Source organism: Niabella aurantiaca DSM 17617 (genome assembly GCF_000374125.1).
Classification (GTDB): domain Bacteria; phylum Bacteroidota; class Bacteroidia; order Chitinophagales; family Chitinophagaceae; genus Niabella; species Niabella aurantiaca.
Window position 1 is genome coordinate 163413 of sequence record NZ_KB893647.1, and the last position, 24577, is coordinate 187989.

At 45.5% G+C, this 24577-nt stretch carries 24 protein-coding genes; 19 read left to right on the top strand and 5 right to left on the bottom strand.

The window, feature by feature from the left end; translation table 11 throughout:
- Nucleotides 1-794: 794 nt before the first annotated feature.
- The 3 genes from B160_RS0125185 to B160_RS0125195 are packed head-to-tail and all read left to right on the top strand — an operon-like array spanning nt 795 to nt 1981.
- Entirely contained in the window at nt 795-1430 is a 636-nt protein-coding gene (locus tag B160_RS0125185; RefSeq protein WP_018630738.1) for a peroxiredoxin, read from the top strand.
- A gap of 10 nt (nt 1431-1440) precedes the next feature.
- Complete coding sequence (locus tag B160_RS0125190) at nt 1441-1755, top strand: thioredoxin family protein (protein ID WP_018630739.1); 315 nt, start codon at nt 1441-1443, stop codon at nt 1753-1755.
- Nucleotides 1736-1981 (top strand): DUF6952 family protein, encoded by a 246-nt coding sequence (locus B160_RS0125195; RefSeq protein WP_018630740.1) that lies wholly within the window; start codon nt 1736-1738, stop codon nt 1979-1981. The genes B160_RS0125190 and B160_RS0125195 overlap by 20 nt, the downstream gene beginning before the upstream one ends.
- A 78-nt stretch (nt 1982-2059) precedes the next feature.
- Here the strand turns inward: B160_RS0125195 and B160_RS30105 are convergent, their stop codons facing one another.
- A complete protein-coding gene (locus tag B160_RS30105) occupies nt 2060-2635 on the bottom strand; it encodes a C40 family peptidase (protein ID WP_018630741.1) in 576 nt (191 codons plus the stop codon).
- Nucleotides 2636-3278: 643 nt separating this feature from the next.
- Between B160_RS30105 and B160_RS0125215 the strand changes: the two genes are divergently transcribed.
- Both B160_RS0125215 and B160_RS0125220 read left to right on the top strand, forming a co-directional pair.
- Nucleotides 3279-3716, top strand: coding sequence for a nuclear transport factor 2 family protein (locus tag B160_RS0125215; protein ID WP_018630744.1), 438 nt, complete (start codon nt 3279-3281; stop codon nt 3714-3716).
- A gap of 14 nt (nt 3717-3730) precedes the next feature.
- The gene (locus B160_RS0125220) at nt 3731-4990 is read left to right on the top strand and encodes a DUF4861 domain-containing protein (protein WP_018630745.1); all 1260 of its coding nucleotides are present in this window, start codon (nt 3731-3733) and stop codon (nt 4988-4990) included.
- 172 nt (nt 4991-5162) lie between these two features.
- Here B160_RS0125220 and B160_RS0125225 read toward each other — a convergent pair whose 3' ends face one another.
- The 3 genes from B160_RS0125225 to B160_RS0125235 all read right to left on the bottom strand — a co-directional run bounded on the left by B160_RS0125225 (nt 5163) and on the right by B160_RS0125235 (nt 7611).
- Nucleotides 5163-5768, bottom strand: coding sequence for a tetratricopeptide repeat protein (locus B160_RS0125225; protein WP_018630746.1), 606 nt, complete (start codon nt 5766-5768; stop codon nt 5163-5165).
- Nucleotides 5765-6769 (bottom strand): VWA domain-containing protein, encoded by a 1005-nt coding sequence (locus B160_RS0125230; protein ID WP_018630747.1) that lies wholly within the window; start codon nt 6767-6769, stop codon nt 5765-5767. Before B160_RS0125230 ends, B160_RS0125225 begins: the two co-directional genes overlap by 4 nt.
- Before the next feature lie 140 nt (nt 6770-6909).
- On the bottom strand, nt 6910-7611 hold the full coding sequence (locus tag B160_RS0125235) for a penicillin-binding transpeptidase domain-containing protein (protein WP_425411200.1): 702 nt from the start codon (nt 7609-7611) through the stop codon (nt 6910-6912).
- Between the two features lie 728 nt (nt 7612-8339).
- Here B160_RS0125235 and B160_RS0125250 point away from each other — a divergent pair.
- Complete coding sequence (locus B160_RS0125250; protein WP_018630751.1) at nt 8340-8912, top strand: 2'-5' RNA ligase family protein; 573 nt, start codon at nt 8340-8342, stop codon at nt 8910-8912.
- Between the two features lie 404 nt (nt 8913-9316).
- Here B160_RS0125250 and B160_RS0125255 read toward each other — a convergent pair whose 3' ends face one another.
- Nucleotides 9317-10498: an acyltransferase family protein gene (locus tag B160_RS0125255; RefSeq protein ID WP_018630752.1), complete on the bottom strand. Its 1182-nt coding sequence runs from the start codon at nt 10496-10498 to the stop codon at nt 9317-9319.
- Between the two features lie 173 nt (nt 10499-10671).
- Between B160_RS0125255 and B160_RS0125260 the strand changes: the two genes are divergently transcribed.
- The 13 genes from B160_RS0125260 to B160_RS0125330 all read left to right on the top strand — a co-directional run bounded on the left by B160_RS0125260 (nt 10672) and on the right by B160_RS0125330 (nt 24575).
- Complete coding sequence (locus tag B160_RS0125260; RefSeq protein WP_018630753.1) at nt 10672-11166, top strand: UpxY family transcription antiterminator; 495 nt, start codon at nt 10672-10674, stop codon at nt 11164-11166.
- A gap of 9 nt (nt 11167-11175) precedes the next feature.
- Nucleotides 11176-12018, top strand: a complete 843-nt coding sequence (locus B160_RS30115; protein WP_018630754.1) for a polysaccharide biosynthesis/export family protein — start codon at nt 11176-11178, stop codon at nt 12016-12018.
- 41 nt (nt 12019-12059) lie between these two features.
- A complete protein-coding gene (locus tag B160_RS0125270) occupies nt 12060-14435 on the top strand; it encodes a GumC family protein (RefSeq protein ID WP_018630755.1) in 2376 nt (791 codons plus the stop codon).
- 3 nt (nt 14436-14438) lie between these two features.
- On the top strand, nt 14439-15401 hold the full coding sequence (locus tag B160_RS0125275) for an SDR family oxidoreductase (RefSeq protein ID WP_018630756.1): 963 nt from the start codon (nt 14439-14441) through the stop codon (nt 15399-15401).
- A gap of 199 nt (nt 15402-15600) precedes the next feature.
- Nucleotides 15601-16668, top strand: coding sequence for a dTDP-glucose 4,6-dehydratase (gene rfbB / locus B160_RS0125280; RefSeq protein WP_018630757.1), 1068 nt, complete (start codon nt 15601-15603; stop codon nt 16666-16668).
- Between the two features lie 222 nt (nt 16669-16890).
- On the top strand, nt 16891-17250 hold the full coding sequence (locus tag B160_RS0125285) for a four helix bundle protein (protein WP_018630758.1): 360 nt from the start codon (nt 16891-16893) through the stop codon (nt 17248-17250).
- Nucleotides 17251-17317: 67 nt separating this feature from the next.
- Nucleotides 17318-18175: a glucose-1-phosphate thymidylyltransferase RfbA gene (rfbA, locus tag B160_RS0125290; protein WP_018630759.1), complete on the top strand. Its 858-nt coding sequence runs from the start codon at nt 17318-17320 to the stop codon at nt 18173-18175.
- A gap of 107 nt (nt 18176-18282) precedes the next feature.
- On the top strand, nt 18283-18693 hold the full coding sequence (locus tag B160_RS0125295; protein WP_018630760.1) for a WxcM-like domain-containing protein: 411 nt from the start codon (nt 18283-18285) through the stop codon (nt 18691-18693).
- A 166-nt stretch (nt 18694-18859) separates the two neighbouring features.
- Entirely contained in the window at nt 18860-19435 is a 576-nt protein-coding gene (locus B160_RS0125305; RefSeq protein WP_018630762.1) for an acyltransferase, read from the top strand.
- Between the two features lie 80 nt (nt 19436-19515).
- Nucleotides 19516-20529 carry a Gfo/Idh/MocA family protein gene (locus B160_RS0125310; RefSeq protein ID WP_026310025.1) on the top strand — a complete coding sequence of 338 codons (1014 nt, stop codon included), beginning with the start codon at nt 19516-19518 and terminating at the stop codon, nt 20527-20529.
- A gap of 302 nt (nt 20530-20831) precedes the next feature.
- The gene (locus B160_RS0125320) at nt 20832-22352 is read left to right on the top strand and encodes an oligosaccharide flippase family protein (RefSeq protein ID WP_018630765.1); all 1521 of its coding nucleotides are present in this window, start codon (nt 20832-20834) and stop codon (nt 22350-22352) included.
- Nucleotides 22353-22451: 99 nt separating this feature from the next.
- Nucleotides 22452-23363 carry a glycosyltransferase family 2 protein gene (locus B160_RS0125325; protein ID WP_018630766.1) on the top strand — a complete coding sequence of 304 codons (912 nt, stop codon included), beginning with the start codon at nt 22452-22454 and terminating at the stop codon, nt 23361-23363.
- Nucleotides 23364-23459: 96 nt separating this feature from the next.
- Nucleotides 23460-24575, top strand: a complete 1116-nt coding sequence (locus B160_RS0125330; RefSeq protein WP_018630767.1) for a glycosyltransferase family 4 protein — start codon at nt 23460-23462, stop codon at nt 24573-24575.
- Nucleotides 24576-24577: the final 2 nt, after the last annotated feature.

The window sequence follows — 24577 nt, forward strand, 5'->3', positions numbered from 1 at the left end:
TGTTTAAAAACAACTTTTGATGCTCCTTATAAGCGCCATCCGGCGCGTTGTTGTCTTTAAAGCCGTGCTAAAGCACGGCTTTAAAGAGGCCGTAATTTCATAAGTGCCATCGGCACGGATCATTATGCCCCGGGCCCATGGCGCTCTGTTGTTCTTTTGGACGTATAAACGGGTTGAAACCCGTTCTTGCCGGATCTTTCGAGGCCATGCCTCTTTTGCTAAAATGATCGCTGAACCTCGCTTTTACAGATGGCCGCTACAGCGAGGCCCTAAGTAGAGGCGATAAAAGCCAGCACCTTCTTGAGGCGATGAGGATGCTCCCGGATCGTTTTTAAACAGTTTCTCAGCGGCAATGTCAGGCTGATACGGCAGACCGGGCCTTTCAATGCTGAAACGATCCCGGTTGATATCGGCACAGCAGGACCACGAATGCTTTTGATACAAACCCGCGACGCAGATCAGGGTCCGTATGCCTCAAACCATTAAACAAGTACACATTTTAACAGAATTAATACTGGGTTTTTATAAAACGTGCTTGTCATCACCTCATTGATTTTTGCGCAGCAAAGAGCATCCGGAAGAACGAACCCTGAAAACCGGATGTTCCTGCCCGGATCGTACAAATAATACCAGGTGATTGCATATCTTCAATATCTATGATAAATCACATAAAATAGATTTTATCTATATTCATATAGAAACTATCACTTGAACCGCCCCTCTTTTTGTGGTACCTTTGCACCGCAATTGAAAAGCATAGAAGTATATTTCATAAATTTTTAAAATAAAAGCATATGTCGTTAGTAGGGAAAAAATTTCCGGGAGTGGCCATTGATGCCATGTCCGATATGGGAGATCTTTTAAAGATCGATGTGTATCAGGAGGCCGTAAAAAATAATAAAAAAGTATTGTTATTCTGGTATCCGAAAGATTTCACCTTCGTATGCCCCACAGAGTTACATGCATTTCAGGAGGCCATGGGGGAGTTTGAAAAACGCAATACCCTCATCATTGGCGCTTCCTGCGATACGGCTGAAGTGCATTTTGCATGGTTGAATACCCCCAAGGACAACGGAGGCATTGAAGGGGTTACCTATCCTATTCTTGCAGATACACACCGCTACCTGGCCGGCGAGTTGGGGATCCTCGACGCGGATTATGATGTAAATGAAGAAACAGGCGAAGTAAAGCTGGGCGGATCGAATGTAAGTTACAGGGCAACTTACCTGATTGATGAAGAAGGGAAGGTGTTTCATGAAAGCGTAAATGACATGCCGCTGGGCAGGAATGTTCAGGAATACCTGCGTTTGATCGATGCCTATACCCATGTGCAAAAACATGGTGAAGTGTGCCCGGCTAACTGGGAAGAGGGTAAGAAGGCCATGAATGCGGACCGGGAGGGAGTTGCAGCCTATTTTAGTGAGAATTAAATAAAAAAAAATGTACGTAGAATTAAGTGAAGATAACCTGCAGCAATTGGTTGCAGACCATGAAACGGTAATGGTGCAGTATGGCGCCGGATGGTGCGGTAATTGCCGGATCATGAAACCTAAATTTAAAAAACTGGCAGGCGAAAACGAACAGGTCGCTTTTGTTTACGTGGACGCGGAAAAGTTGCCGGAATCGCGTAAACTGGCTAAGGTAGACAACCTGCCCACTTTTGCCGCATTTAAGAACGGCCGGTTATTAAACCAGGTGCAGACCAACCAGGCTGCATCTTTAAACGAATTATTCAATGAAATTACCCATAATTAGAAAACTGTATCAGGCAGCCCCGCCCGAAAAATTGCGGGCTACGGTAGATGTGCTGGAAGCATTTTGCGAGATGAATGTGAAGGACGAAGAAATCGATGTGGCAGGGGAGCTGATCACCAATCTTTGCGGAGCTATTGAAGTGCACGAATTGGTGAAGAACGGCATGCGGGAATCAGAAGCATTGAATAGCTTCTCAAAGAAAGTGCTGGGATCGATCGATCTGTAGTAAGATACTGGCGGATATTACGGTGGCGCCCTGTTTATAGCAGGGCGCTTTTTTATATAATTCTTCCCTAAGCGGATTTTACCGGAGTACCCGGATGACTTTTACGAATTGCTTTTTATAATAGCCTGCAAAGGAGCTGATGATCACACCGGTGCCGGTTCCGGCTGCGTGAATGAACTGCAATGCATCATTGGCGGAGGTGATGATGCCGATGTGCCCGATCCTCCGGCTGTTCTCTCCCCGGAACAGGATCAGGTCGCCGGGCTGTGCCTTTAGAATGCTTACCTCCCGGCCCACATGCTCGTAGTTGTAGGAGCTCCGCGGCGGCTTTACATTGTAATGCCGGAAAATATAGTAGAGGAACCCCGAGCAGTCGAACCCCTTTTCCGGGTCCGCAGATCCATATTTATAAGGAGTACCTAAAAATGTCTTTGCATAGCTGATGAATTCTTTACGATCGATGTTCAGTGGCCGGTCCATGGATATGGCTGTTTTGGCTGGTGTGGCGTCTGCTTCGTCCCCGGCGGGTGTGGTTCCCGCTTTTACGGGCGCCGGGGGCGTGCTCAATACATTGGACCTGTTGCTCTTTTTTGAAGAACTACAGGAAGCCAGAGCCAGTACGGTCATACAGAGCAGGGGAAAAAGCTTCATCATGTAACCGGTAGCCGCAATTATAGTGCCGGGGCACCTGCCAGGGTTATGTGCCTTTTAATTTTTCATCATTCTTAGCGGTTTGAAAACAAAATTTTGATGCTCCTTATAAGCGCCATCCGGTGCGTTGTTGTCGTTAAAGCCGCGCCTTAGCACGGCTTTAACGAAGCCGTAATTTCATAAGTGCCGTGGGCACGGATCATTATGCCCCGGGCCCATGGCGCTCTGTTACTCCTTTGGACTTATAAACGGGTAGAAGCCCGTTCTTGCCGGATCTTTCGAGGCCATGCCTCTTTGCTAAAATGATCGTTGAACCCCGCTTTTTATAGATGACGGCTACAGCGAAGCCCCAAGTAGCGGCCATAAAAAGCCGGTACCTTTTGTGACGATAAGGATGCTCCCGGATCGTTTTTAAACAGCTTCTGAGGTGTTGGAACGCAGATAGCACAAATAAAGCCATTGAATGAATTTTAAACAGGCTCATATATTCCCCGGATTTTTTGTGTCGTTCCGTTTCCATACAGGAAAAGCAAATTCCAGGTTCTGCATTACCGATGACAAGCTTAAAAATGTTCTGAGCCTTTCGATTTGATTCAACCGTTTTGAACAATTATAGGGTATATTTGCTGGCTAAATAGTGATTATTATGCGTCTACGATTTTTTGCATTCCTGCTACTGCTGTCCTGTTTTCCCGTTGCCGGCTTACGGGCACAGGGAAAAAATACCCGGCAGGTGGAAACAGCGGTTAAAAAACTGACAAAAGCTATGCTGGACAGTGATATACCGGCGCTGACCGCGATCGCAGCTGATAAACTGACCTACGGGCATTCCAGCGGAAAAGTACAGAACAAGGCCGAATTTCTTGAGTCGTTCAAAACCGGCGCCAGTGATTTTACAAAGATCAACATCACGGATCAGTCCATCTACTTTGTAAACAATACGGCTATTGTGCGCCATCTGCTGGATGCAGATACCTATGATCATAAACAACCGGGCCATACCACGTTAAAAATAATGACGGTTTGGACAAAAGCAGGCAACCAATGGACGCTGATCGCCCGTCAGGCAGTAAAGGCTCAATAAAAACAGGTCAACGGATGAAAGGATTTTTTCTTACAATAGCCCTTGCTGTTGGAGCAGGGGTATTTGCGCAAACAAAAACCATTACCATTGTCAACCCGTCTTCAATAGAACGGAAAGATGAGCTGGTCGTATTGAAAAAAGCCTGGCTGAAACGCAAACTGCCGGCTTTAAGCGATCACCCGTATCTGATGGTGACGGATAAAAAAGTGCCGCAGCTGGTTCAGTTTGATGATCTGGATGGGGACGGGGCATGGGATGAAGCCGTATTGCTGCTGAACCTGGCACCCAAACAAAAACGCATTCTTTCGATCGCAGCAAGTGACCGCCCGGCTGCGATAAAGGCGGTGGTACGGAGCTATGTAAGGCAAAAGCATCTGTTGCCGGATGGTGGCTTTGGTGCCAACGTGCTCACGGATACCATGCCTTACGATAATCTGCCAACGGATTTTTCCAAACAAAAATTGCCGCCTTATTTAACCGAAGGCCCTGCCTGGGAAAATGATAAGGTGGGTTTTCGTAAGTATTTTGATATAAGGAACGCCAATGATATTTGGGGAAAGCGGGTGCCCGATATGGTTTTGGACGATGTGGGCGCCAATCCGGGCACCAGTTACCACAACTTGTCTGCCTGGGGCATGGATATACTGAAGGTAGGAGGGTCGCTGGGAGCAGGAGCCCTGGCATTAAAGCTAAGGGTAAATGAAAAGGACACATTGATCCGGTTCGGGCGCAATGTGGAGCAGCTGATCTATAAACAGGTCGCCAGCGGGCCGATACGTTCCATATTTGAGCTGGTGTACCGCAACTGGAGATACCTTCCGGATGCACCACCTGTTACCGTTACAGAGCAGATCAGCATCTGGGGCGGGCAGTATTTTTTTGAAAATAAAGTATGGTTCAGCAACCTACCGGAAAAAGCTTCCCTCGTAACGGGTACCATTGATTTTTACAGCAAACAGGATCATAAATTAAACCGGTCCGGTATAGCAGGCTTGTACACTTACGGCCGGCAAAGCGAGAATAAGGATCAGCTTGGCCTGGGTATTTTAACCCCGGCCAAAAACCTGCAAGCCTTTGATCATGTTGCAATATCCAATACAGACGTGACCAACGTGTTTACGCTGAATATGAAACCGGCCCCCGGCCGGCCGGTTGTGTACCGCTATTATGTTGGCTGGGAAATGACCGATCGGGTTTTTGCCACGCAACAGGGGTTTGAAAAGATGCTGTCCGCCGGGGCCGAAAAATTTGCAAAACCAGTGGTAGTCCGGTAGCGGGGGAAATTTGAGAATGTGGAAATGGGCAATAGGTCTTCGGGAATAAAACGGATCCAATCTGTGAGCTGGCAGATTGAAATTTTAAGCATGGAGCATGCATTCCGCCTTTAGCATTCGGGTAAGAGATTTGACCTGGAACTTTAAACCTCAAACGTGAGACAAAAAAAGATCACCAGTCTTTCTCGTTGCTGATTCCGTACTGCGACTTGTCTTCCGAGATACGTTGCTGGGTGTTTTTTTCTTTATTCTCCAGTTTGTCCAGCTGGTTTTGAGCCTGGTGCTGATTCAGCCGGGATTTTTCCGGCTTTTTGGATGCGTCTTTTTTATCCTGTCCGCCGCCACCACCGCTTTGTTTTTTCCTTTCCAGCAATGCTTTCTGAAGATTTTCGCGTGCTTTTGTATCGCTGCTGTTTAAGCGCAGCGCGTTCTTATAGGCTTCAATACTTTCTTCCAGTTTGTTTTGATTGGAGTGTACAACCCCGGCATTATAGAAGGCTGCGGAGCGCAGCCCGGAATCGGTGTTGCCGGATGCGGCGGCCTGCTGGTAGGTCTTTACGGCGTCGTCGTATTTTTTTAAACGGTACAGGGCGTTGCCTTTATTCAGCAACGCAACGTATTTATGCGGACCATCGACAGCCTTGCTGTAGGCGTTTACGGCATCGTCCATGCGGCCCTCCCTGTAAAGCTCGTTTCCCTGTTTTATAAAACCCCCTCCATCCTGGGCCAGCAGCGGAACGGCAATAAAATTTAGCAGGAGTATGAGGTGATGCTTCATTCTTTTATTTTTTTACCCTCCGGCAGGAGTTGCTCAATCACCAGGAACAATATCATCGCCGCGGCAAATACCCAAAAGTAATAGGAGAAACTCATCAGATTGGTATCGCCCGTTACCTTTTTATCGATCTGTGCCAGTTGATTGTTGATTTTTTTGACCGCTTCATCTATATCTTTCAGGTGTACATAAACACCGTTGGTGTTGCCGGCTATTTGCTGCAGTTCTTTCTGATTGAGTTTTGAAATGATCGGCTGACCTGTCTGCGGGTCCAGCTTATTGCCTCCCGTAGAATCATCGGGGATAAAAGTACCTTCCGGAGAGCCGATACCGACCGTATTTACCATCAGGCCCCGTTTCTGCATTTCTTTTGAGAGTTCCAGTGCCTTTTCATCGTGATCCTCGCCGTCAGAAATAAGGATCACTGCCTTGAATTTTGCTTCCCGCTCTCCAAAGGACTTCAGACTTTCTTCCAGAGCATCGCCGATAACGGTTCCTTTTACGGGGACTACATCCGGGGAGGCGTCATTGACATACATCTGCGCCGAGCTATGATCTGCGCTGATGGGCATTTGGATATACGCCTTGCCGGCAAACCACACCAGGCCCACACGGTTGTTGGGCATGGCATCCATCATTTTGCTGATGAATTGTTTGGCAAATAACAGGCGGCTGGGTTTTACATCCTGCGCCAGCATACTTTTGCTAAGATCCAGGGCAAATACCACATCAATCCCTTTTCTCCTGATGCCGTCATCGCCTCCCGGCTTGCGCAGGCTCATGGTACAGAATACGCCCATTAAAAAGGCGAGACATAGGAGAAAGAACTTTAGATTGAACCGGAAGGGGCTGTAGCCGCGGATCATTGATTTTACCAGCGCGGGCTCACCGATCTTATGGATCGTTCTTTTTTTCCATCGTTTTACAGCTGCAAACAGCAGCAGGAAGAGCAGCACTCCTGCGCTCAGCCAGATAAAATAGATGTATTGAAATTCAAAGTTCATGTTATCGTCCAATAGCCCCTGAAACGGATTCAGCGTGGCATTTCGCCCTTTTGTAAATGATTCCTTTTATCGCCATTTTCCGTTGACATCGGCTTCTGACCTTCCGGCAACAGTGTCAACGGAACAATAACTTTGCCGGATTACATTTTTCCTTCGAAGAAACCGAGTTGTTTTAAGATATCCTTTAGCATTTTCAATCTTACGGTGGTCATATCATACCCCGGATCGGAGGATTCAACGTTCAGCACAAAGAAATAGGGATGGCGGTTTTCCTCAACCCAGCCAACGATCCAGCCGAGCGGGTGTCCTTTTTCGGTTGTGCCCCATCCGGTTTTATAAGCCAGTTTATAATTGGAGTTGTCCTCAAACAGCATCGCGTTCTTCACCTTTTGCTGATAGAGTTTAAAAAAGGGCAGCTCATTAAAATATAATTTTTTTACGAGCCCCAGGTTTTCATCCGGGGTCAGTTTGACCGTATTGTCCAGCCAGAAAGTATCGATCGCCGACCGGATCTTAAAGAGGGTGTCTTTTTTGCCGGCGCCGTAATGAAGCGAGTCCAGCCAGAACTGCATTTTTTCTTTACCGATCCTGCGGGCCACTTCCTGGTAATAAGGAACGGCAGAAACGCGGAAGGCCTGGTACATATTCAGATCCTTATTCCACGCGGCAACCGGCCGCTGAACGCCATCCCAGGGAATGATCATGCTGTCGCCGGAGATGACCCCCGTTTGAAGACCGATCAATGCGTTAACAATCTTAAAGGTACTTGCGGGCAGGTAGGCGCTATCCCGGTAACGGGCCAGGTTGTACACGGTAAATTCGCCGGTGCCATTATTCAGCAGGGCAAAGGTTCCGGTGAGCCGGTTTTCATCAAAGTATTTTTTTAATGAATCATCCTGTTTTACATTGTTTTGCGTACAGGAAACGCTGAACACCATTACCAGGCATCCCCAAAAAAATCCGGAGGCACCTGTTACCCGTCCAAACGAAGAGTGTTGTCTTTTTTTTAATATTTTAGTAAAGCCCATAATACTTGCTACCCAAATGATTTAGTTCGCCGCAAAAATACAATGAAAAGTTGTTTAAACTTTTTCAATATGTCGGGGCTGTATTCAAAAGGCTTTTATTGGTCATTGGCAACTTATTTCTGCATCAAAAAAAAGGATCTGTCAATAGATTCTGAAAGATCGCCCGCCCGGGCGGAAGTTCAGAAAGACAGTACGTTTTAAAACGACTTTTGATAAGGCCTCCCGGAAGTCGTATGACCGGTTTTTTACCCGCGGACGGCTCTTACGGGCCGGTCCTGTCAGGGCATTGTGCCGGTAACCCGGATCGGCGAAGCAGCATAGGGCCCCATCGGGGCGGCCTGTTAGCAGCGATCCGAAAAGTTTAAACGATTCCAATGTATTTTCCGATGGGCCGGGCTGAATGCATAAAAGTTTGCATTTCGTTTTGCAGGCGGGCACTATCGCTGCGGTAGAATATATAAAACCCGGAAAATTTTTATATGCCCGCCGGGTTTGATGATTTCTGGCACCTGAATTGCTGCCGTATACTATAAGTTCCTATTATGCAGGATATTATAACCTATCAACGCGATGTTTTGAACGGGTACCGTTTAATTCTGGATCCACCTCCTGCAACGAAGCGTAAGATTGCAGCGGCAAGGACGCGGCTTGATGCCTTTTTCCCGGGGACGCCGATCGCCGAAGGCAGTCCTTTTGTTTACCTGGCGAGTTTTTTTGTGTACGATACAGCGGAAGATGCAGTGATCGATCAGTTAAACCGGATCGCGTTGGGTGCCATGCCGTTTAAAATTCATTTAAAGGGATACGGGCACCTGGAGGAAAAGGAGATCTGCATACAGATTGCGGAAACCGGGTGGGTGAGCGGGGTTATTGATAAGATCGCGCAGGTCAGGATGCCATGGACCGGAGAGCGGTTCAATCCTTTGCCGCGGATCTCACTGGCGCGGAACCTGTTGCCCTGGCAGTTTGAACGGATATGGCCGTATTTCGAAAAAGAGCCCTTTCAGAGCCGGTTTGTTGTCAACGGAATGCGTTTGCTAAAACAGGCACCGGGTTACCGGTCCTGGCAGATCTTGCGGCATTTTTTGTTTGAGAATCAATTGATAACCGATTGATATTGCACTTTCGGGGATCACTGTTCATTGTCGGCTTTGGTGCCTGATTTGAGAACTTGAAGATGAGGAAATGCAGACTGTCTGGTTACTGTGTCTTCCCGGGTCAATGGGGTCAAACGGGATGCGGGTGGATCTTTAATGGAGAAGTGAACGATCAGCCTTTATCCGAACCTGGAACTTTAGACCGGAGCATACCAAGTTCATGCTGAATTTATTTCAGCATCTATGCATGCCGCCATTTAACAGACCCTGAAACAGGAATAGACCCTGAAATAAATTCAAGGCGACATGGTTCCGGATGGCCCCAGGCGGATTTGTCATGGCTTCATTGATTTTGCGACGCAAATTGAAAACTCAGGATGACATTGCGTTTATGGGAGTGCGACAATTAGGAATGCGCCCCTTTATACCTTGATATAGATCTTCTTTTTGTCCAGCCAGTAGCAGATGGCCCACATAAAAATGATCACGCAGAGCGCATACAGCAGCGACCCGTTCTCTTTTACTCCCGGGGTGTGGATCAAAACCTTTCTGTAAAGCCAGTTCCAGGGGGTAATGCCCCCCTCTGTTTTAAAAAGCGCCGCAGTTTTGGGTAAAAAGGCGCTCAATGCGAAGATAAAAAGGGGGTTTTTTCCAAAAACCTCGAAAAAATTGCCCAGGAATCCTGTTTTTCCCTTTATTTCAATAAAATAGATCATCGTAGCGATCGTAATGACTGCCAGTCCCGTTGTATAAATGGTATAAGAGCTGGTCCATATTTTTTTATTGATCGGGAATACCATATCCCAGCAAAAACCGGTAAGCAGGAGTGCTACGCCTGCTACAAAAAGGCCTGTCAGCATTTTGAACATGGGATTTGCCGGATTGTTTTTATCCAGGCCTTCAGGTGCTCCGGAGCTGCTGCTTCTTATATATGTTCCCACAAAATACCCAAATACCACCTGTACGATGGCGGGCAATGTGCTGGCAATACCTTCGGGGTCAAAGGCCACCCCCTCTCCTTTATACATATGGGCGGTATGCAGGATCACTTTGTCGATGTTTTCGGTGCCAAACCAGCCGGCCAAACTATACGGGTCAGCCGGGTTCCCGATGAGGCAAATGGCCCAATAGGCAAGGAGGAGGATCACCGAAAGAAGCGCTGCCGTTCTGGGTTTCAGATAATACACGATAACAGAGGCAAAGAAGTAACAGACTGCAATGCGCTGCAGTACTCCAAAGATCCGGACTCCTCTTTCAGGTCCGGTGGTCCACCGGATAAATTCCAGGGTGCCTTCATGCCAGCGAACAAAGGGGTACCAGTTCAGGAAAAGGCCGATGCCGAATATCATGAGGGTCCTTTTGACCACTTTTTTCCAGAACAACGGCGGGCCGGCTTGCTGCAGACGGGGAATGACAAAGGACATGGCATTCCCGACCGCAAATAAAAAAAACGGGAAAACCAGGTCGGTCGGGGTCAGCCCATGCCAGGGGGCATGTTCCAGCGGACCGTAAATATGGGCCCAGCTGCCAGGATTATTAACCAGGATCATCAGGCAAACAGTAGCGCCCCGGAAAACGTCAAGCGATCGGTATCGGATCTTCATTTTCAGGAAATAATATGGTAAAGTACAAATTTAGACCTTCTGAAAGACAAGCAACAGAGAATTTTCTATATAAACGTTGTTACTGTTATATTTGCAGGACTGTTCCTGTCGCATTTTGTCAGGTCATATTTTCATAAAGGAATGTGACTGAGGTGGCGAAGCCGTGTAAAGAAATGAAAGAGCAAAACTGGTATGCAATCTATACTAAGCCCCGCTGGGAGAAAAAAGTATCAAAACTACTTACCGACAGGGATATTATTACCTATTGTCCTTTAAACAAAGTGAGGCGTAGATGGAGCGACCGGATCAAAACGGTATGGGTGCCGCTGTTGCCTTCCTATTTGTTTGTTCATATCAGTATGAAGGAAATGCAGAAAGTAAGGGAAACTCCGGGGGTCATTAATTTTGTATATATAGAAGGAAAGCCCGCAATTGTAAGGGATTTTGAAGTGGTCCGGATCCGGAAATTTTTAAACGAATTTGAAAATGTGGAGCTGGTGCCGTTTATTCTGCGGAAGGACCAGCGGGTTATGATCAATCAGGGCCTGCTGGTAGAAGAAGAAGGCCGGATCATCGATTTAAAAAATAATAAGGTAGAAGTGGCCATTGAAAGTCTGAACTATAATCTGATCGCCTTATTTGATAAATCAAAACTGATCAACAATTAAATCAACTTTATGAAACTGATTCAATATACATCCGCACTTGCTGCTGTGTTGTTGGCTGTATCCTGTGTCTCACAACAAAAAATGCCAAAATACCTGGAAGGCGCTACCAACGAGTCGATCAGCAAGCAGACGGATTTCCCCGAATTGATCATCCAGAAAAATGACCAGCTGGCCATCCAGGTTTACAGCGACTATTTCCCCGATCCGCTGGATCCCCAGACGAATAAAAATCCGGATTTGCTGTACAATCAGCCATTGCCCGGAGGTGGTGCGACTACCGGTACCAGCACTACTGCCAACAATACCAGTACGACGGGCGGTTATCTTGTAGACGGAGCGGGAAATATTGATTTTCCGCGTCTGGGAAAGATCCATGCCGAGGGGCTTTCAAAAAAGCAGCTGGAAGCAGAGATCAAAAAAAGGCTGACCACTCCGGTAGAGCTGCTGAAAAATCCCACAGTGCTCATCCGGTTTCAAACCTACAAGATCATTACAGTCGGGGAGTTCAACAGTCCGCAGGTATTGAATATTCCCACGGAGAAAGTGAATATTTTTGAAGCGATCTCTATGTCGGGCGGCATTACCGAATGGGGACAGAAAGACAGGGTAAAAGTGATCCGCGAGCAGGATGGCAAGCGGGAAATGGGCATTGTGGACCTGTCTTCGGAAAATGTATTTGCTTCGCCCTATTATTATCTGCGGCAAAATGACATCCTGCTGATAGATCCCATAGATGATAAGGCCAAAGCAAAGGATGAAGCAAGAACCTTAAGTCGTTTTACGTTTGCGACCTCCATTGTTTCCACTGCGGCCGTAATTGCTTCCATCATCATTTCCATTACAAGAAAGTAACGTTGGTCATCCGGTCTTTATAAAATATTGTAATCTCAGCTATGCAATCCATTGAGAAAAGAGAAACTTCGAGCGGCCTTAGTGCAAGGGAACTCCTTTATAAATATATCCGTTTCCTGCCTTTTGTTATTCTCTGCCTGGTTGTGTCCTTCTTTGCAGCCTGGTTGTACCTGCGTTATACGCAGGAGCAATACAGCTCAATTGGGAATATGCTGATCACTACCGAGGAGTCGAAAGGGGATAAAGTGGAAGAGCTGATTGCCGGTAAGAGCAAAACCACCAATTTGCTGAACGAGGTGGAAGTGCTGAAATCGCGTCCGCTGATGACCCGTGTGGTGAAAAAGCTGGGGCTGCAGGTAGGCTATATAAAAAAGGGGAAGGTGAAAAATATGAATGCCTATAAACGGGCTTCTTTTGCCTTTGTTCCTGTACAACTGACCGATTCCGCACTGTCGTTTTCTGTAGACATTGATTTTGTAAACTCCAGCCAGTTCCGGGTCGACAAAAAAAGTACCCTGTATCAATTTGACCAGCTGTTCCAAACCGGAAATGGTGTTTTTAAACTGGTAAAAGATGGAGGACAGCCGGAGCCCGGCGCTGAGTTTTCGATAACGTATCATCATGAAGATATTGTGGCCGCCGGTATGATCCAGTCTTTAAATGTACAGCCTAAGCTGGCCAATACCGGGATCTTATTGGTAGAATACCATTCCACAAACCCGTACCTGTCTTCAGATGTGGTCAACACGCTGATGAAGGAATATACCATCTGGAAGGTGGAACAGGGCAATACTTCGATGGATCTGACCATCGACTTTATCAATAACCGCTTAGAGATCGTACAGCACGATATCGACAGCCTGCAGCGGAAGCTGGTGACCTACCAGCAGAAGAACAATCTTGTGGATGCTTCCTTACAGATCACCGCACTGCTGCAACGGGCCCAGGAGCAGGATGTAGCCGGCCAGGAACAGCGCATGGCGCTGAGCACGCTGGACGTGCTGGAAAGCAGCCTTTCAAAAGGCGGCGCCGGGGCACTGGCTCCTACGGCACTGGGAATTAAGGATCCCGGATTGAGCGAGCAACTGACAAAACTGGGCGAAGCACAGTTACAACGAAAGCAATTGATCGACCGGAATGTACCGGTCGACAATCCGCAGATAAGGCAACTGGATGAAAGCATCGAAACATTGCGAAAGGGGACCCTCACGAGTGTAGAGGCCCTGAAAAGCAGTTATAAGAAAAACCTGGGACTTGTTTCGGCGGAGAGATCGAAGAGCACCGGAGGCGCCTTGCAGATGCCGGCGAAAATTACCGAGCAGGCGGAAATTGAAAGGGATCTGACCTCCAAGCTGGCGCTGGCAAAAGTGCTGGGAGAAAAACGGGAAGAGGCTGCCATAAAACGCGCCAGTACGATCTCCAATACCAAGGTCATTGAAAAAGCAGAGCCCCACCTGGTGCCGGTAAAGCCCAGTCCCAAAACGGTTAAACTGGCTGCCTTGCTTTTTGGTCTGGCCATTCCCGGGTTGTTCATTGTGCTGAAGGAAGCATTCAACGACCGGGTAAATACCCGCTCAGATATCGAACGGGCGACCAATGCCCCGATACTGGGCGAAATCGGCCATTCCAAATCAGACCAGACATTGGTGGTAAGCAAGACCAAGCGTACCCTGATCGCGGAGCAGTTCCGGCTGCTGAGATCCAATCTCCAGTATATCATCGGGAAGCGGGATAAAGTGGTGATCCTCGTAACTTCCTCATTCGGAGGAGAAGGAAAATCATTTATCAGCACCAATATGGCAGCTGTTTACGGGCTTACCGAAAGAAAAACGATCGTGCTCGAATTTGACCTGCGGAAGCCCAAAGTACTGAGCGGGCTGGAGATGCAGAAACGGCAGGGCATCAGCAACTATATGATCGGGGATGTGGATCTGGATAGCCTCATCATTCCGGTGGCGGGAGAGGAAAATATGTATGTACTGCCCTGTGGCCCCATTCCGCCGAACCCCGCGGAGCTGCTATTGAGCGAAAAGACCGACCTGCTGTTTGCACAGCTGAAAAATAAGTTTGATTATATCATCATTGATACAGCGCCCATCGGGATGGTAAGCGATGCGCTGACATTGGCCAAATATGCGGATTGTACCTTGTATGTGACCCGTCAGGGGCATACGTTTAAAAAGCAGCTGAACCTTATCAATGAAATGTATGAGAACAAAAAGATGCCCAATCTTTCCATTGTGCTGAATGATACCAAGATGCCTACCGGTGGCGGGTACTATGGCAACTATGGCTATGGTTACGGGTACGGATACGGGGAAAAGAACGGGAACGATTATTATCAGGATGATGCCTTTACCGAGGGGAAAAAAAAGAAGCGATTTCTTAAGGGCTCCGGGTGGCGTAAAAAGAGTTAGTGTATGAAGGTATTGATCACGGGGGGAGCCGGATTTATCGGCTCCAACCTCGTTGAACGGCTGTTGGAAGATCAAAGGGTGCGGGGAGTCCGGGTACTGGACAATCTTTCAACGGGTTCGACGGAAAATCTGAGCAGTTTTTTTGAAGATGAGCGGTTTGAATGGATGGAGGGGGATATAAGAGATTATGAAACCTGCGTAAAAGCCTGTGAAGGAATGGACGCGATCTCGCACCAGGCAGCATTGGGTTCGGTTCCCCGCTCTATTGCGGATCCTCTTACGACCAACGCGGTGAACATTACAGGTACCCTGAATGTATTTACTGCGGCTAAGGAATCGGGCGTCAGGCGGGTAGTGTATGCAGCCAGTTCTTCCACGTATGGCGATCATCCGGCGCTGCCCAAAAAGGAGGAGAACATCGGAAGACCTCTTTCCCCATATGCCGTAACCAAATATGTCAATGAGCTGTATGCGGGAGTTTACGCATCGTTATACGGTCTGGAATTGATCGGGCTTCGGTATTTTAATATCTTCGGTCCGCGGCAGAACCCGAAAGGACCGTATGCGGCGGTCATTCCTTTGTTTATAAAAGCCCTGTTGCATAATGAAGCCCCGGTGATCAATGGCGATGGAGCACACAGCCGCGATTTTACATTTGTGGCCAATGCGGTGGAGGCCAATGTACGGGCGCTGTTTACCGATAAGAAAGAGGCTGTAAACCAGGTGTACAATATCGCCTGTGGTGAGCAAACCAGCCTCCTGGAATTATTTAACCTTCTCAGCGCAAATGCCGGCACGGTATTGACTCCGGAATTTGGTCCTTCAAGAACAGGCGATGTAGTGCACAGTCTTGCGGATATCTCCAAGGCCGGAGCATTGCTGGGTTATCAACCCCTTGTTACGGTACAGGAGGGACTGAAGCGTACATTGGACTGGTACCGGGTCAATGAGAAATTTTTGGCTTAAGGTTTAAAGCAGGCCTGACCGGAGCCCCGTTCAAATGACGTGATTGCGGACATTCAGATGGGGCAGGTTTTCAGGTCGGATCCGGTTTCATACCTGATACTCAACACATGATTTAAAATTTCAGACTTCCCAGGCATCAGGTCCCATATCTAATGTCTAACATCTAACGTCTAATATCTAACATCCAATATCCGACACCTTGAATAAAACAATCATCATTACCGGCGGGGCCGGTTTTATCGGATCGCATGTGGTGCGTTTGTTTGTAAAAAAATACCCGCACTATACGATCGTTAACCTTGATGCGCTTACTTACGCGGGTAATCTTGAGAACCTCAAAGACATCGAAAACAGCCCCAATTATATTTTTGAAAAAGCCAATATCGTTGACGCTGCAGCTGTTCAAACACTATTTGAAAAATACCAGCCGGATGGAGTGATCCACCTTGCGGCGGAGAGCCATGTAGACCGCTCGATCACTTCGCCCCTGGATTTTGTGTACACCAATGTGATCGGAACGGTAAACCTGCTGAACGCCGCCAAAGATCTGTGGGCGCCCCGTCCTTCAGAAGGGGCATGGAGGGGACGTTTTCATCATGTATCCACAGATGAGGTATATGGCGCGTTAGGAGAAACCGGTTTTTTTACCGAAGAAACAAAGTATGATCCCCATTCGCCCTATTCTGCCTCCAAAGCGTCTTCCGATCATTTTGTGGCTGCCTATGCAGATACATATGGACTGCCGGTGGTGATCACCAACTGCTCCAATAATTACGGTCCCAATCATTTTCCGGAAAAGCTGATCCCCTTGATGATCCACAATATCATCAACAATAAGCCCCTGCCGGTTTACGGCGATGGAAAATATACCCGCGACTGGCTCTATGTGATCGATCATGCCCGGGCTATAGACCTGGTGTTTCATGAGGGTGTAACGGGTGGAAAATACAATGTGGGCGGTTTTAACGAATGGAAGAATATTGACCTCGTGAACCTGCTTTGCAGGCAAATGGATGAGAAATTGAGGCGCCCGGAAGGCACCAGCGCACAGCTCATCACTTTTGTGAAAGATCGTCCGGGCCACGACCTGCGTTATGCCATTGACGCCACCCGGATCAGTAAGGAACTGGGCTGGTCGCCCTCCGTTACCTTTGAGGAAGGCCTCTCAAAAACGATCGATTGGTATTTAGAGAATAAGGAGTGGCTGGCGCATGTTACGAGCGGAGATTATCAACAGTACTACCAGCAGCAGTATGAAAAGAAATAAGATCTCAGGTGCCGGGTATTAGATGTTAGATATTAGACGTTAGATGTTAGACATTAGATGTAGGCCCGGATTATATCGGCTGAAATTTATATTTTTGATTCGAGGTCATTTACTATAATGATCCATTGTTATGGATAAGACAGAAATCTAAACGGGTCAGCTATGAAAATCAGGTAAATTTCCCAACGTACGAAACTAATTGAATATCTAAAACCTATCATTATGCACAACTTTAAGGAATTGAAGATTTGGCAAAAATCAATTGATGTTTGCGTGGATGTCTACAAGGCCCTGATAAATTTTCCCAAAGATGAATTGTATGGTTTAAATACCCAGATGAAGCGTGCTGCCGTATCCGTAGCTGCAAATATATCTGAGGGAGCAGGGAGAAACTCTAACAAAGAATTTTTGCATTTTTTAGGAATTGCCAATGGATCTTCTTATGAATTGCAAACACATATCATCATTGCAAACAGGGTCATGCTGCTTACCGATCAGATAACTGAGCGTTTACTGATCCAGGTTGATGAAATTCAGAAAATGAATCGAGGCTTTCAGGTTAAGTTATTGAACGAATTGTAGAATGCAGCCTATTCTATATTAAACCCATTGCCAATATCTATTGTCTATCGTCTAACGTCTAACAAAAATGAAAGGAATCATACTCGCCGGCGGCTCCGGCACGCGGCTATATCCCATTACAAAAGCGATCAGCAAACAGTTGATGCCGATTTATGATAAACCCATGATCTATTACCCGCTTTCGGTGCTGTTGATGGCGGGGATCCGTGAGGTGCTGGTCATCACCACTCCTGAAGATCAGGCAGGGTTCAAACGTCTGCTGGGAGATGGAAAGCGGATCGGCTGTCATTTTGAATTTGCGGTACAGGAAACGCCCAATGGTCTTGCACAGGCCTTTGTGATCGGTGCTGATTTTATCGGAACCGATAAAGTGGCGCTTGTGCTGGGCGACAACATTTTTCATGGAGTGGGACTGGGGTCGCAGCTAAAGAAACTTACGGATGTGGAAGGAGGCTATGTATTTGCCTACCAGGTGTCGGACCCCGAGCGGTATGGGGTGGTGGAGTTTGATGAAAACCGGATAGCACAGTCTATTGAAGAAAAACCCATTGAACCAAAGTCCAACTATGCGGTACCCGGTCTTTATTTTTATGACAACACGGTAGTGGAGATCGCCCGGGATCTCCGGCCTTCGCCAAGGGGCGAATATGAAATTACGGATGTAAATAAAGAATATTTAAAAAGAGGATTATTGCAGGTGTCTGTTTTAGACCGGGGCACTGCCTGGCTGGATACGGGTACTTTTGATTCGCTTACGGATGCATCGGAGTTTGTGCGGGTGATCGAGAAGCGGCAGGGGCTGAAGATCGGCTGTATTGAAGAGATCGCCTACCGCAACGGCTTTATTAACCGGGAGCAGCTGCATGTGCTGGCTGATGAGCTGGCCAAAAGTGGCTATGGGGAGTATTTAAAGAAGATAAAGTAGTTGAAAATAGTTTAATAGTGGGTGAATAGCGGTTAATGGTGGGTTAATAGTGTACAACGCTCAACTACTTTCAACGACATTAAACCTCAAATCGAAAGCATCTGATAATGAAAGCACAATTGATACAGGGAGGAAATCACACAGACCAGCGGGGCCAGCTGCTATTTAATAATGGTTTCGATCTGGAGCCTGTGCGGCGGATCTATACCATCGAGCACAGCAATACCTCGCTGATCCGGGGATGGATGGGTCATGAGACAGAGCACCGGTGGTTTACGGTTGTAAGCGGCAGCTTTCAGATAAAAGTAAAATCCGTCGGTGACTGGCAGCAACCGGAACTGGATGCGGAGGATGCGGCCGTTTTTGTATTGCGATCCGGTTCGCTGGATGTGCTGCATATACCGCCGGGACATATTTTTTGCTTACAGGCATTGGACCTGCACTCAAAAATAGTAGTTATGGCAGACCACCCCGTGGGAACGACCAATGATGAGCACCGGTACCCCGTTCAGTCGTAGGCTGGTTTGGGAATTTGAAAGTTTGAATCCCGAAAGTCCGGGAGTGGAAATGATGACACAGGAATGGAAAGATAACATCCAACCGGATACATGGTTCTCGATCCAATATCCGGTTATCTGACAGCTGGCGTCTGAAGTCTATCGTCTAATATCTGGCAATCTAAAAATGTCTGTAAACTTCTTCGCGCACCCTTCTGCAATTATTGATGAAGGCTGTGCCATCGGTGCGGGTACCAGGATCTGGCATTTTTCCCATATCATGCCGGGATGCATTATCGGCGAACATTGCAACCTGGGGCAGAACGTGGTCGTGTCGCCCAGGGTGGTATTGGGAAATAATGTGCGGGTGCAGAACAATGTATCCATTTATGAGGGGGTTATCTGCGAAGACGATGTATTCCTGGGCCCCGGTATGGTATTCACCAACGTCATCAATCCGCGCAGCGCGGTCAGCCGGAAGCATGAGTATAAACAGACCCTGGTAAAAAAAGGCGCTACCATTGGGGCAAATGCTACCATTGTGTGCGGCCATACGATTGGCGCATACGCCTTTATAGGTGCGGGTGCCGTGGTGACCAGAGATGTACCGGCCTATGCGCTGGTCGTTGGCAACCCCGCCCGGCAAACCGGCTGGATGAGTGAGTACGGGCACAAGCTGAAGTTCGATGCCACCGGGAAAGCCGTTTGCCCGGAAAGTGGTGCGGGGTATGAGTTAAAAAGCGGGCAGGTGATCAGGCGTTGAATTAAGAGCGCGCCGACCACCTATTATTTTTTGAACCATTATCTAATGTCTAACGTCTAATATCTATCGTCTTCGATCCAATGGTTGGTCATCATAAAATAAGATTTGCGGTTGTGGGGTATGGACATATGGGTAGGCGGCATGCGAAGATGATCGGGGAACATCCTGATTGCGAACTGACGGCCATAATTGATATTCGGGGCCCGGTTGAATCGTCTTCTGTTCCGTTTTACAATGACCTGGACCTTTTTTTAGGATCAGCAACGGGCGCCGGCACGGATGTGGTAATAGTTGCTACACCCAACGGTCTGCATGCGGCCCATGCCCTGAAAAGCCTTTCTGCAAAGAAGCATGTGCTCATTGAAAAACCGATGGCTTTAAATAGCGCCGATGCGGAAGCCATTATCGTGAAGGCTGCTGATGTACAGCGGCAGGTATATATAATGATGCAGAACCGGTTCAGTCCGATAAGTCTTTGGCTAAAAGAGATTACGGATAGCGGGGTATTGGGAAAAATTTTCATGGTTCAGGTGAATTGCTTCTGGAACCGGGATGGTCGATATTATAAAAAAGGGAACTGGCATGGCACCACGGAGCTGGATGGCGGCGTATTATTTACGCAATTCAGCCATTTTGTAGACCTGCTGTATTGGTGCTTTGGCGGGATAACGAATATCCGGGCAAGGATGAACAATTTTAGCCACGATGACTCTATTGAAATTGAAGATACGAGCATAGTGCACTTCGACTTTGTAAAAGGAGGGATGGGGTGTTTGAATTATACCACTTCGGTTTGGGACAAAAACCTGGAGAGCAGCATTACCATAATTGCGGAGAATGGATCGGTAAAAGTGAGCGGGCAATATATGGACAGAATAGAGTACTGCCATGTTAATAACTATTCGAACCCTGATATAAAAAAAATACGATCAGGCAGTGGTAACAGGACAGGTTTTACAGACGCCGAAATGAATCATCAAAGATTTATCCAATATATGATACGGGGAATCAGGAACGGCGACACAGGAGATAGTAATGGTGAAGATGGATTAAAAGTGGTGAATATTATAGGGAGGATCTATAGGTCCATATAAAATGCGACAAAATCTTAGTACGGTGATGAAAGGGAAAACAAGAGCGTCAAATTTTGAATTATTGAGGCTTGTCTGCATGTTCTATATAGTACTGCACCATTTTATTGTACATGGATTAAAGTCAGCTGGATATTGGGGTGAAGCAATAAATATATACAGTGTAATTTCTAATAGTTTTATTATTGTCGGGGTAAATTGTTTTGTTCTTATATCCGGATATTTTGGAATCCAATCTTCCTGGAAAGGGTTCATACATTTATATGTTGCGACCAGTGTAATGAACAAATTAAAAATGCAAAACGTTGATTAAAAAGCTATTTAATAGTACAGGATACAGGGCCGGGATTATTTTCGTCTGTCGAGTAATTAGTGCAATGTTAGGCGTTTTTCTGTTGCCAATTTATATTAAATATTTAGGTGTTGAAAGTTATGGTTTAGTAGCCTTTTATGCGACAATTTCAGGGGCTCTTATAATTTTAACAATGGGACTTAGTTCCTCAATTAACCGTGAAATAGCTATCTTATCTGCGCGAAATGTTCATGTTCGAAAAATGACTAGCCTTTTGTACAGTGTAGAAGTGGTTAATTGGGCCGTTGCAATAGCATCGGGGGTTTTACTTGGACTGTTTTCGAATTTAATAGCGGTTCATTGGATCCGGGCTGACAATTTGAATACGAGTATAATTAGTTATAGTATTATTTTAATGGGACTTCTCTTTGTTTTTCAACTTCCAGTTTCTGTTTATGAGGGAGCTTTGGCTGGTTTACATCGCCAAGTGGAATTTGCTTTCATAAATATGTTTTTTTCAGTATTAAAGTCAGTAGGTGTTATTTTTATATTAGAATACGTTCGGGCCGATATTATTTATTATTTTTTCTGGCAGCTCATAGTAACTTTTTTTCTGGCTATTGCATTAAGATATTTTGCATATAAGTTTATTAATCCTGAGAGAGTTAAAAAAAGATTCTCATGGACGCAACTACGACGAATCAAAGACTTCGCAATTGGTATGACGGGGATTTCAGTGATCACATTTTTTATTTCCCAGATTGATAAAATTGTGGTTTCAAAATTCTTGCTTTTAAAATATGTAGGTTTTTACAATATAGCTTTTGCAATTTCTGGCGTACTAATGATGGTTGCATCCCCAATTCATACAATTGTAAACCCGAAGTTCAGTGCTCTTGAAGCACAGAATAAAGAAGATGAGCTTAAACGACTATATTACCTGACCAATAGATGGGTAGTATTATTTGTAGTACCAATAGGTTTTTCGCTTATTGCATTTTCTCATGATATTTTACGATTATGGACCAAGAATTTCGAACTCGCAAATGAAACTTCCCCAATTTTAAAGTTTGTCGCACTCGGGTATGTTTTTAATTGTATTGCTACGACATACTATTTTTATACATTGGCCAAAGGCAATACCAAATTTGGACTATATCAAAATTTGCTGAGTGTTATTGTGATTTTACCCCTTATAATCTTGTTAACGAGACGATACGGTGCGGTAGGTGCTGGAGCCTGTTGGATGATCTATAATACGCTGTTATTAAGCATATCCTTACCCATATTTCATCGACTATACCTGAAGGGTGAGTTTTTGTATTGGATTAAGAATATTTTTATTCTACCGGTATTAGTTTCCTTAATATTAATTTTTGGCACTAAGCTTTTGCAGGAAAAATACTTTCCTAATTTAACGGTTTCAGGAATTTTGATTATTTTCCCTATAATCTTTATGGTTTATTTCCTTGTTATGAGAGAAACCAGACATGTTATCCTTAATGTCTTCAAACGCTACTTATTCAGAGTTTAGAAAGAACGAATTTATAAGGGTTGATAATGAGGCTTCGGATTTTGCTGCTTAAACGGCACAGAAAGTCTATATATAACTAAATTTTTTTGCTTTTAGACAATGAAGGTAACAATTCAGATTCCAACTTACAATCAGGTGAAATATATTCGTAAGGCGGTTGTTTCTTGTTTAGAAATGAATTATGAAGATTTAGAAATTAATATTGTGGATGATAGCAGTACGGAAGATACGGAACACGAAATTAAGGATCTTCTCAATGATACAAGGGTGAATTTTTATCGCAACAAGGTCAACCTCGGTAGGGTCAAAAATTATTACAAATCACTCCGGGAATATGCGACAGGCGAGTGGGTTGTTAATCTTGATGGGGATGACTATTTTACAGACTGCGAGTTTATTAGCAGGGCGGTGAAGAATGTGTTGCAGTGCCCATCGGTAGTAATGTACCACTCGAATTTTTTTGATCTTGGAAAAATTCACAATCGTGATGTTGAAAAGCGCATTAGTAAGGGCCTTAATTTGATTAAGGGCTCTTCCTATATAAAATACCGACATAGGTTCAATCATTTTTATCATCTTTCTGCTCTGTTTAAAAGAGTTGTGGCATTACAGTGTGATTTCTACTCTTTTGATTCTTTAAATACAGATTCATTATCACTATTGAAGTTGGCAACCCTTGGTGATGTTTTATTGGAGAATCGAGAGGTCGGGGTTTGGAATATAAATCCGAATAGCGAGAGTCGACAGTATGAGACAGAAATAAATAAGGAAAAATATCGGATAGCGGAACTAGAACTTTTATCTTATCTGGAGGGATTTTTGACCAAACAGGAAATGGAGTTCTACAAAAAAGAACAATCTCGAACTAAATTCAATATTGAGATTTATAAGGCGGCAGAAGAGAAGAATTTTAGTGAATTCTTTAGAATGATCTATAACGAGAAAAGATTTGATTTGAATACAATAAAGCAATTTACAAAATTGTTTTTTGCTAAAAAGAGTGTTAATTGATTGCGAGGCATATATTTTTCATTTCAATTAATCGGAATTGGGTTGGGTTAATGGAGGTAAACATGAAATTTAAAAACTAATATTTACAGGAGGGTAATGAATATTCTTATTTTTTTTCCTTATAACCAAATCAGTGTTGAACAGCAGTCTGTAATGAAAATGCTTAAAGAAAAACGGCACAATGTTACATTGCTTACGCTGACTCCTTGGGGTCCATTACATGATAAAGTTTGCACATATGGTATAGAAGCCTTTTCTACCGGGCAGGGGGAGGTGTTTTCAATAAAGCGGATCCGGAATAGTGCCCGTATGTTAAAGCAACTCTGTTCTGAGCAGAAGATTGATCTGCTGCTTGTCCATCAGCAACTCTGCGCAATTGTATTGATCCTTGCCGGGCGGGAGTTGAGGGCAAGAGCATTTTACTTCCGGCATAATACAGATGAGGACTATAACAAAAATTATTTCAAGGCATTTATTTTAAATCGGTTCATTAACACATTTATTAAAAAATTTGTGGCTCCCAGCGATGCGGTTTACCGTTTTCTTCTCAATAAAGAAGGGGTTCCTGCTGATAAAATACAGCGTATTAATTACGGATACGATTTTGATCTGTATGGCATACCGGATATTGGAAATGTAAATGCTATAAAGGAACAGTATTCCTGTAAGTTGCTTGTGATCTCTATTGCGCGGTTTGTGGAAGCAAAAAGACACAGGGAAATGTTTGAGGTGATACATCGGTGTATTGTAAAAGGGTATGACATAAAAATGATATGTCTGGGGGATGGTGCGTTGAGACAGGCAATGGAAGAAGAAATTAAACTGCAAAAGCTTGAGGATAAGATATTCTTACTGGGCAGGAAGTCAAATGTGCTTGACTACCTGACGGCTGCCGATGTGTTGCTGCATTTGTCAGATTCGGAGGCGAGCAATAGCGTCGCGAAAGAAGCGGCTCTTTGCCATACTCCGGCAATAGTTTGCGAAGATGTTGGGGACTTCTCGGACTATATAGTGCAGAAAAGGAACGGTTTTTTAGTTGATAAGAATGAGCCGGTTGCGGGGGCTGCGGAAATTTTGTATAATGCAGGCTCCGGGGCAATTAATTTGAACGAAGCAGGAGATAACGCATATCAGTCGATCACTGCTCATTTTTCTATTAATAACGTACAGGAACATTATCAGGAATTAATTGACAATGCTCGGAAATATTGATC

Coding starts and splice junctions, on each gene's coding strand:
- B160_RS0125225 (WP_018630746.1), bottom strand. CDS start 5,768: ATGAAGCATCACCTCATACTCCTGCTAAATTTTATTGCCGTTCCGCTG.
- B160_RS0125260 (WP_018630753.1), top strand. CDS start 10,672: ATGAAAGAGCAAAACTGGTATGCAATCTATACTAAGCCCCGCTGGGAG.
- B160_RS0125190 (WP_018630739.1), top strand. CDS start 1,441: ATGTACGTAGAATTAAGTGAAGATAACCTGCAGCAATTGGTTGCAGAC.
- B160_RS0125230 (WP_018630747.1), bottom strand. CDS start 6,769: ATGAACTTTGAATTTCAATACATCTATTTTATCTGGCTGAGCGCAGGA.
- B160_RS0125215 (WP_018630744.1), top strand. CDS start 3,279: ATGCGTCTACGATTTTTTGCATTCCTGCTACTGCTGTCCTGTTTTCCC.
- B160_RS0125185 (WP_018630738.1), top strand. CDS start 795: ATGTCGTTAGTAGGGAAAAAATTTCCGGGAGTGGCCATTGATGCCATG.
- B160_RS0125305 (WP_018630762.1), top strand. CDS start 18,860: ATGTCTGTAAACTTCTTCGCGCACCCTTCTGCAATTATTGATGAAGGC.
- B160_RS30105 (WP_018630741.1), bottom strand. CDS start 2,635: ATGATGAAGCTTTTTCCCCTGCTCTGTATGACCGTACTGGCTCTGGCT.
- B160_RS0125275 (WP_018630756.1), top strand. CDS start 14,439: ATGAAGGTATTGATCACGGGGGGAGCCGGATTTATCGGCTCCAACCTC.
- B160_RS0125255 (WP_018630752.1), bottom strand. CDS start 10,498: ATGAAGATCCGATACCGATCGCTTGACGTTTTCCGGGGCGCTACTGTT.
- B160_RS0125295 (WP_018630760.1), top strand. CDS start 18,283: ATGAAAGCACAATTGATACAGGGAGGAAATCACACAGACCAGCGGGGC.
- rfbA (WP_018630759.1), top strand. CDS start 17,318: ATGAAAGGAATCATACTCGCCGGCGGCTCCGGCACGCGGCTATATCCC.
- B160_RS0125325 (WP_018630766.1), top strand. CDS start 22,452: ATGAAGGTAACAATTCAGATTCCAACTTACAATCAGGTGAAATATATT.
- B160_RS0125285 (WP_018630758.1), top strand. CDS start 16,891: ATGCACAACTTTAAGGAATTGAAGATTTGGCAAAAATCAATTGATGTT.
- B160_RS0125220 (WP_018630745.1), top strand. CDS start 3,731: ATGAAAGGATTTTTTCTTACAATAGCCCTTGCTGTTGGAGCAGGGGTA.
- B160_RS0125250 (WP_018630751.1), top strand. CDS start 8,340: ATGCAGGATATTATAACCTATCAACGCGATGTTTTGAACGGGTACCGT.
- B160_RS0125330 (WP_018630767.1), top strand. CDS start 23,460: ATGAATATTCTTATTTTTTTTCCTTATAACCAAATCAGTGTTGAACAG.
- B160_RS30115 (WP_018630754.1), top strand. CDS start 11,176: ATGAAACTGATTCAATATACATCCGCACTTGCTGCTGTGTTGTTGGCT.
- B160_RS0125310 (WP_026310025.1), top strand. CDS start 19,516: ATGGTTGGTCATCATAAAATAAGATTTGCGGTTGTGGGGTATGGACAT.
- B160_RS0125195 (WP_018630740.1), top strand. CDS start 1,736: ATGAAATTACCCATAATTAGAAAACTGTATCAGGCAGCCCCGCCCGAA.
- B160_RS0125270 (WP_018630755.1), top strand. CDS start 12,060: ATGCAATCCATTGAGAAAAGAGAAACTTCGAGCGGCCTTAGTGCAAGG.